Here is a 16,367-nt window from a genome sequence, read left to right on the forward strand (position 1 = left end):
GTGGCCCACCGGGCAGGCATGGGATTCGAGGTGCATCGCCGACTCAGTGTCGCCGACGCCGTCACGCTGGTCAACGCCGTCGTCGGGTTCGCCGCCGGGGCCGTCGCCTTCGCCGACCTCCATCTGGCCGCCCGTCTTCTCCTCCTGTCGGTCATCGTCGACGCCCTCGACGGCATCGTCGCCCGCAGTAGCGACAGTTCGGAGGTCGGCCCGCTACTCGACTCGATAACCGACGTGGTCTCTTTCGGCGTCACGCCGAGTCTGTTCGTCTACGTCCTGCTGACCGACGCCTTCGGCGGTATCGAGGCCGGAACGCCCCTCGTCTTCGTCGGCCTCGTCCTCGTGGCGTCGCTGTACGCCGTCCTCTCGGTGGTCCGGACCGCGTTCTACTCGACGTACTTCGACGCGCCCGACGAGCGGCCGGGGATGCCCAACTCGCTCGGTGCAATCGTCCTCGCGACGGCGTATCTGGCCGACGTCACGGACCCCGTCGTCGTCGCCGCCGGCGTGGCCCTCCTCGCCGTCGCACAGGTCGCGCCGTTCGACTACCCCAAACCGGGCGTGAAGACCGTCGGACCGATGGGTGTGGTGCTGTTTGGCTCCGTCGTCGCACCGACGGCCTTCGGTCGGGCCGCTCCGAGACTCATGCTCGCCATCGCGCTCCTCTTTTTCGCGCTGGGACCGCGATACTACTGGCTCGACTGAGTTCACTCCCCCTCGGACAGCCGTGCAGCGAGAAAGTCCTGCACCGTCTCGTTGAAGACGGCAGGCTGTTCGAGCATCGCGAGGTGTGCGGCGTCGGGGATCACGGCGAACTCGCCGTCGGGTATCTCGCTGGCCAGTCGCTCGTGGTAGGACCGGGGCGTGAGCGTGTCGTGTTCCCCGCACACCGCGAGGGTCGGCACGTCGACGTCTCCGAGGCGGCTGGCGACGTCGAACTGGTGACTGGTCAGAAAGTCCCGCCGGGTGACGGCCTGTCCCGTCTCGCGCATCTCCTCGCGGGACCGGGCCGCCAGTTCCCCGTCGGCGTCGTGAAAGAGACGGTCACGGCCGTGCAGGAACGCGACCGCGCGGTCGAAGTCCGTCTCCAACCAGTCCCTCAACCCGTCGAACACCGGGAGCGTCGGGCCAGTCCCCACCAGTACGAGCGCCTCGGGTCGCCAGTCCGTCTCCAGCGTGACCCACTGTGCGACGGCGCCACCGAGTGAGTTCCCGACGAGGACGTCGGCGTCGACGGCGCGGGCGACGGCGACGACGTCGGCCGCGTAGGCCGCGAGCGTCTCGGGTCCCGGCGGGGAGTCGATATCGTCGGATTCCCCGTGGCCGCTCAAGTCGAGGGCCACCGCAGGCCGTGTGGGACCACTCGGCGCGTACTGGTTCGCCCACACGCGATGGGTCGCACCGCTCCCGTGAACGTACAGTGCGACCGGCCCGTCGCCGTCGCCGCTGGTCACTCGGTACGCCGTTGTCCGCCCGTGGTGGGCGACTGTATCCATGTGTGCACGGACGAGCGGCGGGAGAATAAAGCCATCCGACGACGACCGAAACGGTGTGAACCGCAAACAGTCAACTTTCTCGATGTAGCCGCCGTATGGCGCATTTTGGCGAAATATATAAATACTTGTCTCACTTACTCGTAGTTAGGATGAGTTCAGAACAACAGTTGTTCGACGAGACGCCGCTCCGCCGATTCGAGTACGACGACAGCGTCGTGCTCGCGGCGGACGTGGGTGCCTTAGACGATGCCAGCGTGGACGTCGTCGACGGCACGGTCATTGTCGTCGCGGGTGACGAGCAGTACGAACAAGACGTTCCGGAGGCCGCCGACGGACGAGCGTTTATCAACAACGGGGTCCTCACTATCGAACTGTCAGAAGGAGAGGGAGACTACTGATGAAACTTACTGTCAAACCGCTCAAACAGAAAGACGCCGGCCGTGGACTCGCAGCCATCGACAGGGCCGCGATGGACGAGATGGACCTCGAGAACGGCGATTACATCGTCCTCGAAGGCAAGCAGGGCAACCGCGCCGTCGCGCGCGTCTGGCCGGGCTACCCCGAGGACGAGGCACAGGGCATCGTCCGCATCGACGGGCAGTTGCGCCAGGAGGCCGGCGTCGGTATCGACGACGGCGTCACCGTCGAAAAGGCCGACGTCAAGCCCGCTACCAACGTCACGGTCGCGCTTCCCCAGAACCTCCGGGTCCGAGGCAACGTCGGCCCGATGATTCGGAACAACCTCAGCGGACAGGCCGTCACGCAGGGCCAGACAGTACCCGTGAGCTTCGGCCTCGGGCCGCTCTCGTCGATGTCCGGCCAGAAGATTCCGCTGAAGATAGCCGACACCGACCCCACCGGGACCGTCGTCGTCACCGACTCCACCGAGATTCAGGTCAGCGAGAAGCCGGCCGAACAGATTCGCGGTGAAGAGGGAGCGGCCGACCGTGGCTCGCCCGACGTGACCTACGAGGACATCGGCGGCCTCGACAGCGAACTCGAACAGGTCCGGGAGATGATAGAGCTCCCGATGCGCCACCCCGAACTGTTCCAGCAGCTGGGCATCGAGCCGCCGAAAGGCGTCCTCCTCCACGGTCCGCCCGGCACCGGGAAGACGCTGATGGCGAAGGCCGTCGCCAACGAGATAGACGCGTACTTCACGACGATTTCCGGGCCGGAGATCATGTCGAAGTACTACGGCGAGAGCGAGGAGCAACTCCGTGAGGTCTTCGAGGAGGCCGAGGAGAACTCCCCTGCTATCGTCTTCATCGACGAAATCGACTCCATCGCCCCCAAACGTGGCGAGACTCAGGGCGACGTCGAACGGCGCGTCGTCGCACAGCTCCTCTCGCTGATGGACGGCCTCGAAGAGCGCGGGCAGGTCATCGTCATCGGCGCGACCAACCGCGTCGACGCCATCGACCCCGCCCTGCGCCGTGGCGGCCGCTTCGACCGCGAGATCGAAATCGGCGTCCCGGACAAGGAAGGCCGCAAGGAGATTCTGCAGGTCCACACCCGCGGGATGCCCCTCTCCGAGGAGATCGACCTCGACAGCTACGCCGAGAACACCCACGGGTTCGTCGGCGCCGACCTCGCCTCGCTGACGAAAGAGAGCGCGATGAACGCGCTCCGGCGCATCCGCCCGGAACTCGACCTCGAATCCGAGGAGATCGACGCCGAGGTCCTGGAGAAGTTGGAGATCAGCGACGACGACGTCAAGGACGCGATGAAGGGCATCGAGCCCTCGGCGCTACGGGAAGTCTTCGTCGAGGTGCCCGAAGTCACGTGGGACTCGGTCGGTGGCCTCGAAGACACTAAAGAACGCCTCCGGGAGACCATCCAGTGGCCGCTGGAGTACGGCGAGGTGTTCGAGTCGATGGACCTGGACGCCGCGAAGGGCGTCCTGCTCTACGGCCCGCCGGGCACGGGGAAGACGCTGCTGGCGAAGGCCGTCGCCAACGAGGCCGACTCGAACTTCATCTCGGTGAAGGGTCCCGAACTGCTGAACAAGTTCGTCGGGGAGTCCGAGAAGGGCGTCCGCGAAGTGTTCAGCAAGGCCCGTGAGAACGCCCCGACCGTGGTGTTCTTCGACGAAATCGACTCCATCGCGACCGAACGCGGTGGCGGGCAGACCGACTCCGGCGTCGGGGAACGGGTCGTCTCGCAACTGCTGACCGAACTCGACGGCATCGAGGACATGGAAGACGTCGTGGTCGTCGCGACGACCAACCGCCCGGACCTCATCGACAGCGCGCTGTTGCGACCCGGTCGGCTGGACCGACACGTCCACGTGCCGGTGCCCGACGAAGAGGCCCGACGGGCCATCTTCACGGTCCACACCCGCGACAAACCGCTCGCAGACGGCGTCGACCTCGACAGTCTCGCCCGACGGACCGAGGGTTACGTGGGCGCCGACATCGAGGCCGTCTGCCGCGAAGCGTCGATGGCCGCGACCCGGGAGTTCATCAACAGCGTCGACCCCGAAGACATCGGCGACTCGGTCGGGAACGTCCGCGTGACGATGGACCACTTCGAGCACGCGCTCGACGAGGTGGGTCCGAGCGTCACCGACGAGACGCGCGAGCGCTACGCCGAAATCGAGAAGCGCTTCGACACCGCCGAACCCGACCTCGAAGAGGAAAAGGTCGGCCGGACGTTCCAGTAGTCCGACCCCCGATTTTCGTACGTTCCGTTTACCTGCCGCCACGATGAGTGGCGCCGCCGGACCAGTTTTTTAACGACCGCGGCCGCACTTCTGGCAATGGCCGGGTCGACAGACGTCGCGTCCGAGCACGCTCCCGACGGGTACGAGGACGAGGACGGTCACGAACACGAGCACCGGAGTCGCTGGCCGCTGGTCGCGGCCGTCGGCGCAGCGACGTTGTATCTCGGTGCCGGTCTCTTCTTCGTCGGCGGGGACCTCGTCCCGTCGGTTCTCCCGACGGTACTCGCCCCCGTGGGTGCCGTAGGGCTCGTGGTCGGCCTCGCCGGATGGGCCAACGAGGCGTTCATCGCGGACTATCGGCAGTCGCGCGGCGGCGAGTCGGCCCTCTATAGCACCACGATGGTGCTGTTTCTCGCCTCCGACGTCGCGACGTTCTCGGCCGGCTTCGTCTACTACGCGTTCGTCCGCGTCGGTGCGTGGCCGCCCGACCATCTCCCGCCGCTGCTGGGGTCGCTCGTCCTCGTCAACACCGCGTTGCTGGTCGCCAGTAGCGTCACGCTCCACTACGGACACGAGGCGCTCGAGGCAGGGAACCGACAGCGCTACCTCGGGTTGCTGGGCGTGACGCTGCTGTTGGGTGTCGTCTTCCTCGTCGGGCAAGCCGTCGAGTACTACGAACTCGTCGTCGAGGATAGCTTCACCTTCTCCAGCGGGATTCTGGGGAGCGCCTTCTACGGTCTGACGGGCCTCCACGGCCTCCACGTGGCACTCGGTGTCCTCCTCATCGGTATCGCGTTCGGGCGGTCGCTCCGCGGCCACTACACACCGGACCGAGACACGGCCATCCGGACGACCTCGCTGTACTGGCACTTCGTCGACGCCGTCTGGATAGTGCTCGTTCTCGTCCTCTACGTCGGATCGACGGTCTAACTCTCGGCGGACTCTTCGAGTGCGACCAGTTTTCGGTACAGCGGCGGCGTCAGTATCCCGACGACGCCGAACGCGATGGCGAACACGCCGAGCGGGAACTGTAGCGGCGCGGCGTCGAAACAGGGGTTCTCCGAGACGACGGTGACGTAGTGACGCTGGCCCTCGTAGCGGACTATCGACCCGTTGCGGAACTGGACGGCGTTCGGGAAGTCACCCGAGACGTGCGCCTCACCCCGCGGGTGCGAAAGGGCTTCGGTAAAGGCCGTCTGCTCGGCCGTCGAGAGCTCCTCGAACTCGAACCGGGCCACCTGCGGCGTCGTCTCGTTGAACCGTCGCTCCGTCGCCTCGGACCCCTCGACGGCTATCGTGGGTTCGCCGCAGGTGCTGATCTCGTCTTGGATGAGTGCGTAGCCACCCGGCACGGCGGCGCCGATGCCGACGGCGACCAGCAGGACGCCGACGAACGGCGCGAGGTAGGTAAACAGCACCGACTCCGGTTGGTCGCTCATCGGTCAGCCCCCCATCTCCCGTGACTTACGTCGCCGCGAGCGGAGATACTGGAAGGTCACGGTCAGTCCCAGCCCGTAGGCCCAGTGTGCGACGAGGACGAAGCCCAGATAGCCGACGAGCGCCAGTCCCCGCTGGCCCGTATAGAAGGCGATGGCGAACCCGGTCGAGATGAGCGTCGCGAACACCAGCCCCGTCTCGAACAGCAGTCGCCCGGGGAGGTACTCCTGAAACGCGAGAAACAGTAGCGGCCACGTCACGGTGCCGCCGACGAGGAACAGCGCCGCCCCCAGCGCCGGGTCCGCCGGCAGGCCGACAAGTTCGGCGATCTCACCGAAGGAGACGGGGTCGAGGACGTCGATGACGATGGCGGTGCCGATACCGCCGGTCATCAGCACGGTGCCGACGAAGCCACCGGCGGCCGCCATCGACGCGTTCCGGTAGACGTTCTCGGCGACGGTCCCGACCCCGCCGAGGAGGCCGAGCGGTTCCATCTCCGGCGCGTACGAGCGCCGCGTGGTCGTCGGTTGGGCCGGTTCGAGGTCGTACTTCTCGACCATGCGCTCCTCGAACCACTGCCACTCGCGCGTGAACTGGTTGGTGGCTTTCAGTTCCCACGGGTCAGTCGTCTGGACCACGTCCCCCTGCCAATAGGACACCAGCATGTTGTAGAGCCACATGAGCGCGCTGAGGCCGACGACGTAGGCACCGACGGTCGCTATCTGCTGGGCGAGTTGGTACTCCGGCGGATAGATTGCCTGCCGACGGGGCAGACCCACTCCGCCGATGACCAGCAGCGTCATGAACGTCACGAACGCGCCAAAGACGAGGAGTATCGCCTGGAACTTCGCGAGACGCGTGTCGTACCACCGGCCGGTGATGAGGGGGTACCAGTAGTAACTCGCCGCGATCATCAGGAAGGGGATGATGCCGACGACGATGAGATGGAAGTGGCCGACGACGTAGTAGGTGCCGTGATACAGGACGTCGATGGGGACGACTGCGAGGAAGACGCCGGTGACCCCGCCGACGATGAACGTCGAGATGCCGCCCGCACAGAGGATGAACGGGGCCGTCAGTGCTATCTCACCGTCCCACATCGTGGTTATCCAGTTGAACACCTTGATGGCGCTGGGAACGGCGATAGCGATGGAGATGGCCATGAACGACGCCTTGAGTCGGGGGTCGACGCCCGAGACGAACATGTGGTGTGCCCAGACGCCAAAGGAGAGGACCCCGAGTCCCAGCGTCGAGTAGACGACGAACTTGTAGCCGAACAGTTTTCGGCCGACGAACTTCGGGAGGAGCGTACTCATCAACCCAGAGGCCGGGAGAAAGAGGATGTACACCTCTGGGTGGCCCCAGAACCAGAACAGGTGTTGCCAGAGGATGGGGCCGCCGCCTTCCGTCGCGAAGAACGCCGTTCCGAGGTTCCGGTCCAGCAGGAGCATCACCAGCGCGCTCCCGAGGAGCGGGAACGCAAACAGGGCGAGGCCACTGGTCACGAGCATATTCCACGAGAAGATGTCCAGATTCGCCCACGTCACGTCGTCGGCCCGTTCGTAGACGATAGTAGAGATGAAGTTGATGGCGCCCACCGTCGTCGCGATGCCCGAGAGGTGGAGGCCGAGCAACAGCATGTCTATCTGCGGGTTCGGTTGCTGGACCGACAGCGGGGCATACAGCGTCCACCCGACGCTCACCTCGCGGACCGCGAGGAAGAAGGCGATAGTGTCCTCGGGGAGGAACAGACTGAGAAACTGCCCGCCGACCTGTACGAGTAGCCCCATCCGCACCAGCAAGAGAGCCGGCGGTAACAGCCAGAACCCGATGGCGTTTACGCGCGGGAACGCCATGTCGTCGGCGCCGATGAGCAGCGGGAGGACGTAGTTCCCGATGCCGAAGAACACCGGCAGGACGAAGAATATCAGCATCGTCAGGCCGTGCGTCGTAAACAGCGCGTTGTACGTCTCGGGCGTCCAGATGTCCGCGGGCGGGGTGAGCAGTTCAGTCCGCAGCATCATCGCGTCGACCCCGCCCCACAGGCCCGCGACGGTGCCAAAGGCGATGTAGAGGAGGCCGATGTCTCGGTGGTTCGTCGTGGTCAGCCAGCGGTACACCTGTGACCGGAGACGGCCGATCTCGAACTGTATCTCCTCGCGCGTGGTGTACCCGCCGTCGCTCTCTGGGCGTGCGCTGTGGCGGGCCTTGAACCAGAGTGTCAGTATCCCCAGTGCGAGAACCGCGAGGGCAGACCCCTCGACGACGGCCCGGTTCATCCTCGTCCGTCCGAGAAGCCGCCGGCAGTCGGGGGCGAACAGTCCAGCGCGACATTGAGACACACTGCCAGCCCCACGCTGATAAAACTACCCGACGACGGGGTAGTCGACGGACCCGATACCCCCACTGGCCAAGCTATTTGTGATGCCCGGCGGAAGGACTTGCTAATGCGTCTCAGTCGCGTGGCGACGTGGCTCTGTGTCCTCGTCGCCGGCGCCCTCCTGTTCACGGCCCCCGCGGCCGCACAGTCGCTGAACCGGGCGGCTATCGACGACTTGAACGAGCAACTGCTGTACGTCGCCTTACCGCTGACGCTGTTCGTCGAACTGACGCTGGTGTACGCTATCTACCGGTTCCGGAACAACGACACCCCGAAGCCGACCATCGACGACCCCGCACTGGAGATAACGTGGACGGCGGCGACGGGTGCGATTCTCGTCTTCGTCGGTCTCTCCGCGTTCTTCGTGCTGTCGAACCCCTACATCACGCCCGCGGCCGCCGATACGACCGAACCGGGCGGCGACCTCCAGAACGACATGGAAGTAGAAGTACTCGCCTACCAGTGGGGCTGGGAGTTTCACTACCCCGACTCGAACGTCACCACGCAGTCCCGTCTCGTCATCCCGAAGGACACGGACGTGCGGTTCACGCTCAGGTCGGCCGACGTCATCCACTCGTTTTACGTCCCGGACCTCGGTATCAAACAGGACATCTTCCCCGGACAGGCGACGGTCGCGCGGACGAACGCGACACGGACCGGAGCCTACCGGCTCTACTGCGCAGAACTGTGTGGCTCCGGCCACAGTCGGATGCACGCCACCGTCCTCGTGTTGAACCAGTCCGAGTACGACGAGTGGGTGGCCGACCGTCGCTCTGGCAACGCCACGGCATCGGTGAGCGGCACGGATAACCAGACCGCACGCGTCGCCGCCCGCCCCTGAGTCACTGCAGATAGCCCAGTTGTCGGAGGTGTTCGTCGGTGTCCGTCTCGGCTTCGCGTTCCGGCGGTACAAGCGTCGGTTCGAACGTCCGCTCGTCTACGGCCGTCGTCTCCGCCCACGGCACGCGCCTGACTTCCGGGACGGGCACGGCATAGCGGTGCATGTACATCCCCCACTCGCCGTATGCGTTGCCGTGGTCGGCGCTCAGCACCACCCGGTTGGCGTCTAGGTTCTCTAGCAACAGTTCGACCTCGTCGAGCACCCAGCGGAGGTTGTCGAGGTACGCGTCCCAGACCCTCTCGTAGTCGCCGCCGTTCTTGAGGTACTCGAATGGTTCGCCCTCCCACGGTTCGAGCGTCTCGCGACCCTCCTCGATAGCCCGTGCGGTGAACGGGTGGTGTGGCTGTTCGTAGTGGACGACGAGGCGTTCAGGGTCTCGCTCTCGTCCGACACTGATGGCGCGTTCCGTCACCGGTCGGGGGAGCGTCAGTCCGACCGGCGGCGGGTCGGCGTACTTCCAGGGCTGGTCGACGTAGTCGAAGTCCTCCGGACGTAGCGTCTGCCAGTTCGTAAACGAGATGCCACGGCCGGTCTCGGGAAACTCCCGGTTCCGCAGGACGCGTTCGGTGAACGCGTTCGCCGAGACGAGCGCCGTCTGCTCGACGTCCGAACGGTAGCGCTCGGTGAACGTCTGGGCGATCCACTCCGCAGAGGCCGACCCCACCGACCAGATGGCGTCGACGTCCTCGACGAAGTCGTACTCCGGGGCCACCTCACGGAGCGCGTCTACCCGACACGTATCGAGGATGACGAGCGCGTCCCAGTCCCGTTCGTAGATGTTCGTCCCGACGGGGTATCGGGACAGGACCGACATGGCGGCCCCGACGTACTGGTAATAGGCCCATTTGAGTGGTGATGGCACACGGCGAACTCCGCACAGGCGGAGCATTGTAAATCACAGAAATTCTCACCTAAGCTGAACTTATCGACTCACATTCTCTCGAAGGCAATTCCGTGCCGTGGTGAACGGTATCCCCGGGCTCTCGCGTCGTAAGGTATCTATAAGACCACCAGCAAGCCATCCGCGTACCCATCCCCGAGACGTGTCACAACCCACATTATCGCGAGTCACCTACGTCGTCACATGATAGCTGTTCGTGAGCGTGTCCCTGCATTGACCGGGCTGTTGACCGTCGTCTCGCTGGCCCTCGTGTTCGGTGCGGTCCTCGGCGCGATTCCGCAGACGGTCCTCCCGCGCGCGCCCGACGCGATCCTCGCAGCCATCCCCCACGTCAACGCGGTCGTCAGTGCGACGGCCATCGTCACCATCCTCGCGGGAATCAGTGCGATTCGGAACGGACGGGTCCGTCAACACCGCCGGCTGATGCTCTCGACGTTCGGGTTGTTCGTCACGTTCCTCGTCCTCTATCTGTACCGGATTACGCTGGAGGGGCCGACGGACTTCACTGGTCCGGCCGTCGTCGAGTCGTACGTCTACTTCCCGGTGCTGGCTATCCACATCCTGCTCGCTATCGTCGCTATCCCGGCCGTCTACTACGTCCTCTTGCTGGCCGCGAGCTATCCGGTGTCGGAACTCGGCCGGACGAATCACCCGCGGGCCGGCAAACTGGCCGCCGGCCTGTGGCTGGTCTCCTTCTCGCTCGGTATCGTCGTCTACGCGATGCTGTATCTCGTGTGGTGAGTGAACACTCGTCGACATCTAGCGAACGACGCGTTACCGCTCGGGACGCCGCCCTAGCAGTATCGCACTCACCGTTCGCAAAATCGGAGACCGGGGCGCCGGTCGCTTTCTTCGTCAGTCGTCCGCGACCGTCGGTTCTTCGCCGATGTCGGGACGAGTGACCTCTCGGTCGGTCTCTTCCCCCTCGATGTCGTAGGGGTACTCGCCGGTCACACAGCCCAGACAGAGGTCGGCTTTGCTCGTCTGCAGGGTCTCGGCGATAGCGTCGATAGAGAGATACGACAGCGAGTCGGCTTCGATTTCGTCGCAGATCTCCTCGACGGACTGGTCGCCGGCGATGAGTTCCTCGCGGGAGGCCATGTCGATGCCCATGTAACACGGTGCGACGATGGGCGGCGCGCCGATGCGGACGTTGACCTCCTCGGCGCCGGCGTCTTTCAGCAACTGGATAAGTTGGGTCGAGGTGGTCCCACGGACGATGGAGTCGTCGATGATGGTGACCTTCTTGCCCTCGATGGTCGACTTGATGGGGTTGAGTTTCAGGCGGACGGCCCGCTCTCGCTCGTCCTGTGTCGGCATGATGAACGTGCGGCCGACGTAACGGTTCTTCATCAGGCCCTCGGCGAACTCGATGTCCGAGCCGTCGTCCTGTGCGGCCTCGGCGTACCCGGAGGCGAACGCGCGCCCGGAGTCGGGTACCGGGAGGACGACGTCGGACTCGACGCCGGACTCTTCCCAGAGTTTGCGGCCCAGTTCACGCCGGACTTCGTACACCAGACTGCCGTCGATGGTCGAGTCCGGGCGCGCGAAGTAGACGTGTTCGAAGAAGCAGTGGGCCGTGTTCGCCTGTTCGACGAGTTGGTACGTGTCGTAGCCGGTGCCGTCGGGGTGGAGGACGACCAGTTCGCCCGGTTTGACGTCCCGGATGAGTTCGCCGTCCAGCGTGTCGATAGCTGCCGACTCCGAGGTGAGGACGTACCCATCGTCCAGTTTACCGATACAGAGCGGTCGATTGCCCTGCGGGTCACGGACGCCGAGCACCGTCTCGTCGTGCATGATGGTCAGCGAGTACGACCCGTGGATGCGCTCCATCGTCCGCTTGACCGCGCGGACGAGGTCCTCCTCTAAGAGGTTGCGCGCGAGGTCGTGGGCGATGACCTCGGTGTCGCCGTCGCTCGTGAAGGCGTGGCCGAGGTCGGCCAGTTCGTCGCCTATCTCGTCGGCGTTGACGAGGTTCCCGTTGTGAGAGAGGCCCAGCGACCCGGACTTGAACGAGACGGAGAACGGTTGGGCACAGCAGGTGTTGACGCTGCCTGCCGTCGGGTAGCGAACGTGGCCGATACCGTTCGATCCGTTGAGCGATTCGAGGTCTCCGGGGCCGAAGGCGTCGCCGACGAGTCCCATCTCGACGTGGCTGTGTTGCTGGAAGCCGTCGTGGGTGACGATGCCGGCCGACTCCTGGCCGCGGTGCTGGAGGGCGTACAGGGAGTAGTAGAGGGGGCGGGCGGCGTCACGGTCCTCGAGAGAGATGCCGACGACGCCGCACTTCTCGTGCATTGTAGTTGAGGGTTATTCGCCGGCTTTCGACTGCCACTCGTAGTCTCGTCGCTTGGCGGATTTACCGAATCCGCACGACGAACAGACCTTCTTTTTGGTGTGATACGACTTCTCGCCACACCGACGACACTTCGTGTGTGTCGTGGTGTTCTTCTTACCCTGGCTCGGGGTTCCTGCACCAGTCATGGGTTAATCGAGACGACGTTATCCCCGCGTATAATCGTTGTGTCTTCGTCTTCGATGACGAGGTTCATGTGCTGGTCGTACCCAGTCAGCGTCCCCTCGAATATCTCGCCGCCCTTGAGTTGTACAGTGACCTCCTCGCCGAGCGAGGCTTCGAGAACGTCAAGCGGTCGTCCACTCATGTTCGGTTGGGATAGTGACTGCCGCTTAAACGTACCGCTTGCGCGGCCCCAAACGGGACACACGCTAGACAGAAGCGGGCGATAGCGGACAGACCTGTCTACGCGAGGTCACTTTCCGGCGAGTCGTTCGGGGGTTCCCCGGCCGTGTCCGCCTCGACGGGTTCGTGGTCGGGTCGGTCGCCCGGGATCGCCGTCGTCGTTGCCGTCCGCTCGCCGGCGACGAGGATCGGCAGTACCAGACGGGCGAAGTGAAAGACCAAGACGAGCACCAACGGACCGAGGAAGAGACCGTACCATCCAAAGAGCAGTGGGCCGAGGATGTAAGCGATCATCACGAGTCCGACGTGGAGGTTCCGGCCCGAGACGTACGGTCGGAGGAGGAGGTCCGGGATGATATCGACGAGCACGACGGTCAGGACGACGAACGCCGTCGGGAACCAGAGCGGTTCGTCCGCGACGACGGCGCGCGCGAACAGGCCGACGGCGACGGGGGCGTACACGAGTTTCATGCCGACGACCGGAATCAGACTCGCAGCGCCGGCGAGGACGCCTATGAGCGCCGGGTACGGGATACCGGTCGCCGGCGCGAAGGCGTTCAGCACCGTGTAGACGACGACGGCGACGATGGCGACGATGAACGCGTTGAGGATGTTCCCGAAGTAGACGCTCCCGAGGTCTTCGTCGACGGCGCGGACGTACGCGTCGAAGGTGCCTGTGCCGTTCCCGAACGTACCCCGAAGCCACCGGCCGAGTCGCGGCCCGTCACGGAGGAGGTAGAACGCGACGGCGAGCGCCAGAAACAGGTTGATGAGCGCCGTCCCGACCAGCGGGAGGTACTCCAGTACGCCCTCGGCGAGCAACTGTCCGGCGTCGATCACGTCCGGGTTCCGGAGCAACATCTCCGGGTCCTGTACGACCGCCGAAACGTCAAGATAGGGGTCGATACGTTCAGCTAGCGGTCCCAAATCGACCGTCTGTGCGAGACGGCCAAGTTCCTGTGCGGCGACGGCGAGAGTGTAGCCCACGAGGAGAACCACTGGCACGGCGAGCACACAGAGGGCCGTCGCCGCGGCGACCGTGGAACGGAGTCGTGGCTGCAAGCGTCGGTAGGCCGGCCGTGCCACGTAGTAGAGGAACACGCCGAGAACGAACGTGCCGACGTAACTTGCGAGCACCCACGCCACGACGGCGGCCGCGACGAACCCGGCGACCCACCACGCCGCCCGGCTCCGCGAGAGCGGCACGTCCATGCTATGGTTCGGACCTCCTCGCCGTCGGGAGACGCGTCGCTGGCGAACGGACGGGGCGACAGGAAGCGGCGCCGGTCATACGTCGATATCGCCGAGGCCAGCGGTTCGTTATAGCCCGGATACTGGTCTTTCACCGGGGTAGGGGCCAGTTATACTGTCGGCCGTACGTTCGTGACGATGGTCGTCATCCGGGGTGGCGAATCCGTTCGAACTGGTACAGCCGGCAGTATCAGACCTCGACGCTGAACGGTGCGTGGTCGTCGGCGCGGACCGCGAATCCAGCGAGCAGGTCCGCGACGCCGTCTAAGTCCTCGGGGTCGATGACTTCGACGGGCGTGTGCATGTATCGGTTCGGCAGGCCGACGTTGGCCGCCGGGATACCGCCCCGGGCGGTGAAGAACGCGTCGGCGTCCGTGCCCGTCCTGATGCCCGCGGCCTGCAACTGGACGGCTAACTCCTCGTCGGCACCGGCCTCGCGAAGCGCCTCGACGACGACGGGGTGGTTAGCGCTCCCGCGAGCGACCACCGGCCCGCCGCCGAGTTCGATGCCGTTCGAGCGCTTCCCGGGCGAGTCCGGGGCGTCCGTCGCGTGGGTAACGTCGACGGCGAGGACGGCGTCCGGGTCGAGGTCGAAGCCCACCATCTTCGCTCCCTGTAGCCCGACCTCCTCCTGTACCGTCGAGACGGCGTGCACGGTGGCGTCGACGCCGCGCTCCGCGGCCCGGCGCAGGCCCTCCGCGGCGGCCCAGATTCCGATTCGGTTGTCCATCCCGCGAGCGGCCAGCCGACCGTTTTCGAGTTCGCTGAGGGTCTGCTGAAACGTCACCGGGTCCCCGCGGTCGACCAGTTCTTCGAGTTCGTCGCCGTCCTCGGCACCCACGTCGATGTGCTGCTCTGCCACCTCGGGAACGCTCTCGTCGTCGGGGTCTCGGAGGTGGATAGCCGTCTGCCCCACGACGCCGGACAGTGGCCCGTCGGCGGTGTGGACCGTGACGTGTTGCCCGCGAGAGACCGTCTTGTCGGAGCCGCCGATGCGCTCGATGCGGAGGAACCCGTCGTCGGTCACGTCGCGGACGATGAACCCGATCTCGTCGCCGTGACCCGCCAGCGCGACCGACGTGTCGTTGCCGTGGAGTGTGGCGACGGCGTTCCCGTAGTCGTCGGTGCGTACCTCGTCGGCGAACTCGCGTACGTACTCTACCCACACCCGCTGACTGTCGGCTTCGTAGCCGGATGGGGCCGGTATGGTCAGTAGCGATTCGAGGAAGGTCCGTCGTCGGTCGTCCATACCCGGCCTATGCCGCCATCTGTGAAGAATTACGGGGCCGCCACAACCGATAAGAGCCGGGCCGGCGAAGTATCAGCATGGCGAAATTCACCCTCCTCGAACTGCATCTGGACGGCGCCGAGTTCACCGCGAACGCACCCGGTGTCGGAAGCGACGAGACTGCCGAGACGGCCGCCGACGAAAGCGAGGCGAGCGACTCCGGTGGTCGGGGCGGCCTCCTCGCACTGGTCGTCCTCCTCGCCCTCGTCGGCGTGGTCGCGGCCGGCAAGAAACTGCTCGGCGGGAGCGACGACGAGGACCTGCCGTCCGTCGATATGGACGACGAATAGGGTCGAGGACACCCCCGCAGGTGGGGAGAAGGACTATGCCGCCCCGTCCCCTCCTTCGGGTATGGGATTATATCATAGCGTTCGCGCCGTCGCCGGCGCTTCTGGTGACGGTCCGATAGACTGGACCGCCGTCGCCGAGGCCGCGAAGTCGGCGACGGACCCCGGCGACCTCGACGTATCCGCCACGGAGCGACAGGGGTACGCGACGGACGTCCGGGACGCCCGGGATCGCGTCCGGGAAGTCGGGCAACTCGACTTCGACCTCCCCGAAACGGTCGAGATTCAGCACCGACACCACTGGATAGACGCCAACGTCGCCACCTTCGAGCGAGTGATGGCGCCTATCGAACAGCAAGCGGAGTTCATCCCCGGCGTCGCCCGCGTGGTCAACACCGGGTCGATGGCGTTCGCGCTCTCCTTCCTCGGAAACAACGTCCTCGGGCAGTACGACCCCCTCTTGCTCGCCGACGGCGACGACCACGCCCTGTACTTCGTCCGGCCGAACATCCGGAAGGTCGCCGACCAACTCGACGTGGACCACGACCGGTTCCGCCGCTGGATTGCGTTCCACGAGGTGACACACGCCGCCGAGTTCGGGGCCGCGCCGTGGCTCTCCGACCACATGGAGGAGACGATGGAGGAGGCCATCGACCGCCTCACGGACGGCAATCTGGACCGCGATTCGCTGGGCGAACTCGACACGACGATGACCGCCGTCGAGGGGTACGCGGAGTTGCTGATGGACCGCGCCTTCGATGACGAGTACGACGACCTTCGGCGGAAGGTCGACGAGCGACGACAGGGGCGCGGCCCGGTCGCCGAACTCGTCCGTCGCGTCCTCGGCCTCGGGATGAAACGACAGCAGTACGAACGCGGGAAGGCGTTCTTCGAGGCCGTGGCCGACGAACGCGGCGTCGCGGCCGCCGGTCGGGTGTGGGACTCCCCGGAGACGCTCCCGACCGACGACGAGATAGCGACCCCGTCGCTGTGGATAGAGCGCGTCGACCCGTAAGCGTCCCACAGGCCGACGAGCGAGAGTCCCACCGCGATATCACAG

Annotated in this window: 17 protein-coding genes; 8 read left to right on the forward strand and 9 right to left on the reverse strand. The window is 65.4% G+C overall.

Translation table 11 applies throughout. The features are described from left to right. The first annotated feature begins 18 nt into the window (after window positions 1-18). On the forward strand, window positions 19-705 hold the full coding sequence (locus tag G9465_RS12530; RefSeq protein ID WP_166970465.1) for a protein sorting system archaetidylserine synthase: 687 nt from the start codon (window positions 19-21) through the stop codon (window positions 703-705). Between the two features lie 2 nt (window positions 706-707). Here G9465_RS12530 and G9465_RS12535 read toward each other — a convergent pair whose 3' ends face one another. After that, on the reverse strand, window positions 708-1,496 hold the full coding sequence (locus tag G9465_RS12535; protein WP_166970467.1) for an alpha/beta fold hydrolase: 789 nt from the start codon (window positions 1,494-1,496) through the stop codon (window positions 708-710). A gap of 149 nt (window positions 1,497-1,645) precedes the next feature. On the opposite strand from G9465_RS12535, the gene G9465_RS12540 reads away from it, so the two are divergent. The 3 genes from G9465_RS12540 to G9465_RS12550 all read left to right on the forward strand — a co-directional run bounded on the left by G9465_RS12540 (window position 1,646) and on the right by G9465_RS12550 (window position 5,091). Continuing rightward, window positions 1,646-1,894: a hypothetical protein gene (locus G9465_RS12540; protein ID WP_166970469.1), complete on the forward strand. Its 249-nt coding sequence runs from the start codon at window positions 1,646-1,648 to the stop codon at window positions 1,892-1,894. After that, on the forward strand, window positions 1,894-4,161 hold the full coding sequence (locus tag G9465_RS12545; RefSeq protein ID WP_166970471.1) for a CDC48 family AAA ATPase: 2,268 nt from the start codon (window positions 1,894-1,896) through the stop codon (window positions 4,159-4,161). Before G9465_RS12540 ends, G9465_RS12545 begins: the two co-directional genes overlap by 1 nt. A 96-nt stretch (window positions 4,162-4,257) precedes the next feature. Continuing rightward, entirely contained in the window at window positions 4,258-5,091 is an 834-nt protein-coding gene (locus G9465_RS12550; protein WP_166970473.1) for a heme-copper oxidase subunit III, read from the forward strand. On the opposite strand, the gene G9465_RS12555 is transcribed toward G9465_RS12550, so the two are convergent. Then, window positions 5,088-5,600 carry a hypothetical protein gene (locus G9465_RS12555; protein ID WP_166970475.1) on the reverse strand — a complete coding sequence of 171 codons (513 nt, stop codon included), beginning with the start codon at window positions 5,598-5,600 and terminating at the stop codon, window positions 5,088-5,090. The genes G9465_RS12550 and G9465_RS12555 overlap by 4 nt on opposite strands. Before the next feature lie 3 nt (window positions 5,601-5,603). Further along, the gene (locus G9465_RS12560; RefSeq protein ID WP_166970477.1) at window positions 5,604-7,877 is read right to left on the reverse strand and encodes a DUF6789 family protein; all 2,274 of its coding nucleotides are present in this window, start codon (window positions 7,875-7,877) and stop codon (window positions 5,604-5,606) included. A 168-nt stretch (window positions 7,878-8,045) separates the two neighbouring features. On the opposite strand from G9465_RS12560, the gene coxB reads away from it, so the two are divergent. Continuing rightward, a complete protein-coding gene (gene coxB, locus G9465_RS12565; RefSeq protein WP_166970479.1) occupies window positions 8,046-8,819 on the forward strand; it encodes a cytochrome c oxidase subunit II in 774 nt (257 codons plus the stop codon). Window position 8,820: 1 nt separating this feature from the next. On the opposite strand, the gene G9465_RS12570 is transcribed toward coxB, so the two are convergent. Beyond that, window positions 8,821-9,741 (reverse strand): LTA synthase family protein, encoded by a 921-nt coding sequence (locus G9465_RS12570; protein WP_166970482.1) that lies wholly within the window; start codon window positions 9,739-9,741, stop codon window positions 8,821-8,823. 222 nt (window positions 9,742-9,963) lie between these two features. Between G9465_RS12570 and G9465_RS12575 the strand changes: the two genes are divergently transcribed. Continuing rightward, window positions 9,964-10,521: a DUF420 domain-containing protein gene (locus G9465_RS12575; RefSeq protein WP_166970484.1), complete on the forward strand. Its 558-nt coding sequence runs from the start codon at window positions 9,964-9,966 to the stop codon at window positions 10,519-10,521. A 114-nt stretch (window positions 10,522-10,635) separates the two neighbouring features. On the opposite strand, the gene purF is transcribed toward G9465_RS12575, so the two are convergent. The 5 genes from purF to G9465_RS12600 all read right to left on the reverse strand — a co-directional run bounded on the left by purF (window position 10,636) and on the right by G9465_RS12600 (window position 14,981). Next, window positions 10,636-12,078 carry an amidophosphoribosyltransferase gene (purF, locus tag G9465_RS12580; RefSeq protein ID WP_166970486.1) on the reverse strand — a complete coding sequence of 481 codons (1,443 nt, stop codon included), beginning with the start codon at window positions 12,076-12,078 and terminating at the stop codon, window positions 10,636-10,638. Between the two features lie 12 nt (window positions 12,079-12,090). After that, window positions 12,091-12,264: a 50S ribosomal protein L37e gene (locus tag G9465_RS12585; protein ID WP_004517916.1), complete on the reverse strand. Its 174-nt coding sequence runs from the start codon at window positions 12,262-12,264 to the stop codon at window positions 12,091-12,093. Beyond that, window positions 12,261-12,443: an LSM domain-containing protein gene (locus G9465_RS12590; RefSeq protein WP_166970488.1), complete on the reverse strand. Its 183-nt coding sequence runs from the start codon at window positions 12,441-12,443 to the stop codon at window positions 12,261-12,263. Before G9465_RS12590 ends, G9465_RS12585 begins: the two co-directional genes overlap by 4 nt. A 98-nt stretch (window positions 12,444-12,541) precedes the next feature. Further along, window positions 12,542-13,693: an AI-2E family transporter gene (locus G9465_RS12595; RefSeq protein WP_166970490.1), complete on the reverse strand. Its 1,152-nt coding sequence runs from the start codon at window positions 13,691-13,693 to the stop codon at window positions 12,542-12,544. Window positions 13,694-13,922: 229 nt separating this feature from the next. Beyond that, on the reverse strand, window positions 13,923-14,981 hold the full coding sequence (locus G9465_RS12600) for a M42 family metallopeptidase (RefSeq protein WP_166970492.1): 1,059 nt from the start codon (window positions 14,979-14,981) through the stop codon (window positions 13,923-13,925). Window positions 14,982-15,058: 77 nt separating this feature from the next. Between G9465_RS12600 and G9465_RS12605 the strand changes: the two genes are divergently transcribed. Both G9465_RS12605 and G9465_RS12610 read left to right on the forward strand, forming a co-directional pair. Then, window positions 15,059-15,310, forward strand: a complete 252-nt coding sequence (locus G9465_RS12605; RefSeq protein ID WP_166970494.1) for a hypothetical protein — start codon at window positions 15,059-15,061, stop codon at window positions 15,308-15,310. 61 nt (window positions 15,311-15,371) lie between these two features. Further along, a complete protein-coding gene (locus G9465_RS12610) occupies window positions 15,372-16,322 on the forward strand; it encodes a zinc-dependent metalloprotease (RefSeq protein WP_166970496.1) in 951 nt (316 codons plus the stop codon). Window positions 16,323-16,367 lie beyond the last annotated feature (45 nt).

Origin of the sequence: Haloarcula sp. JP-L23, from assembly GCF_011602445.1 — an archaeon.
Taxonomy (GTDB): Archaea; Halobacteriota; Halobacteria; order Halobacteriales; family Haloarculaceae; genus Haloarcula; species Haloarcula pellucida.

Bases quoted from the DNA above. Each gene is read 5' to 3' on its own strand.
- G9465_RS12530 (WP_166970465.1), top strand. From the start codon at position 19: ATGGGATTCGAGGTGCATCGCCGACTCAGTGTCGCCGACGCCGTCACG.
- G9465_RS12535 (WP_166970467.1), bottom strand. From the start codon at position 1,496: ATGGATACAGTCGCCCACCACGGGCGGACAACGGCGTACCGAGTGACC.
- G9465_RS12540 (WP_166970469.1), top strand. From the start codon at position 1,646: ATGAGTTCAGAACAACAGTTGTTCGACGAGACGCCGCTCCGCCGATTC.
- G9465_RS12545 (WP_166970471.1), top strand. From the start codon at position 1,894: ATGAAACTTACTGTCAAACCGCTCAAACAGAAAGACGCCGGCCGTGGA.
- G9465_RS12550 (WP_166970473.1), top strand. From the start codon at position 4,258: ATGGCCGGGTCGACAGACGTCGCGTCCGAGCACGCTCCCGACGGGTAC.
- G9465_RS12555 (WP_166970475.1), bottom strand. From the start codon at position 5,600: ATGAGCGACCAACCGGAGTCGGTGCTGTTTACCTACCTCGCGCCGTTC.
- G9465_RS12560 (WP_166970477.1), bottom strand. From the start codon at position 7,877: ATGAACCGGGCCGTCGTCGAGGGGTCTGCCCTCGCGGTTCTCGCACTG.
- coxB (WP_166970479.1), top strand. From the start codon at position 8,046: ATGCGTCTCAGTCGCGTGGCGACGTGGCTCTGTGTCCTCGTCGCCGGC.
- G9465_RS12575 (WP_166970484.1), top strand. From the start codon at position 9,964: ATGATAGCTGTTCGTGAGCGTGTCCCTGCATTGACCGGGCTGTTGACC.
- purF (WP_166970486.1), bottom strand. From the start codon at position 12,078: ATGCACGAGAAGTGCGGCGTCGTCGGCATCTCTCTCGAGGACCGTGAC.
- G9465_RS12585 (WP_004517916.1), bottom strand. From the start codon at position 12,264: ATGACTGGTGCAGGAACCCCGAGCCAGGGTAAGAAGAACACCACGACA.
- G9465_RS12590 (WP_166970488.1), bottom strand. From the start codon at position 12,443: ATGAGTGGACGACCGCTTGACGTTCTCGAAGCCTCGCTCGGCGAGGAG.
- G9465_RS12595 (WP_166970490.1), bottom strand. From the start codon at position 13,693: ATGGACGTGCCGCTCTCGCGGAGCCGGGCGGCGTGGTGGGTCGCCGGG.
- G9465_RS12600 (WP_166970492.1), bottom strand. From the start codon at position 14,981: ATGGACGACCGACGACGGACCTTCCTCGAATCGCTACTGACCATACCG.
- G9465_RS12605 (WP_166970494.1), top strand. From the start codon at position 15,059: ATGGCGAAATTCACCCTCCTCGAACTGCATCTGGACGGCGCCGAGTTC.
- G9465_RS12610 (WP_166970496.1), top strand. From the start codon at position 15,372: ATGGGATTATATCATAGCGTTCGCGCCGTCGCCGGCGCTTCTGGTGAC.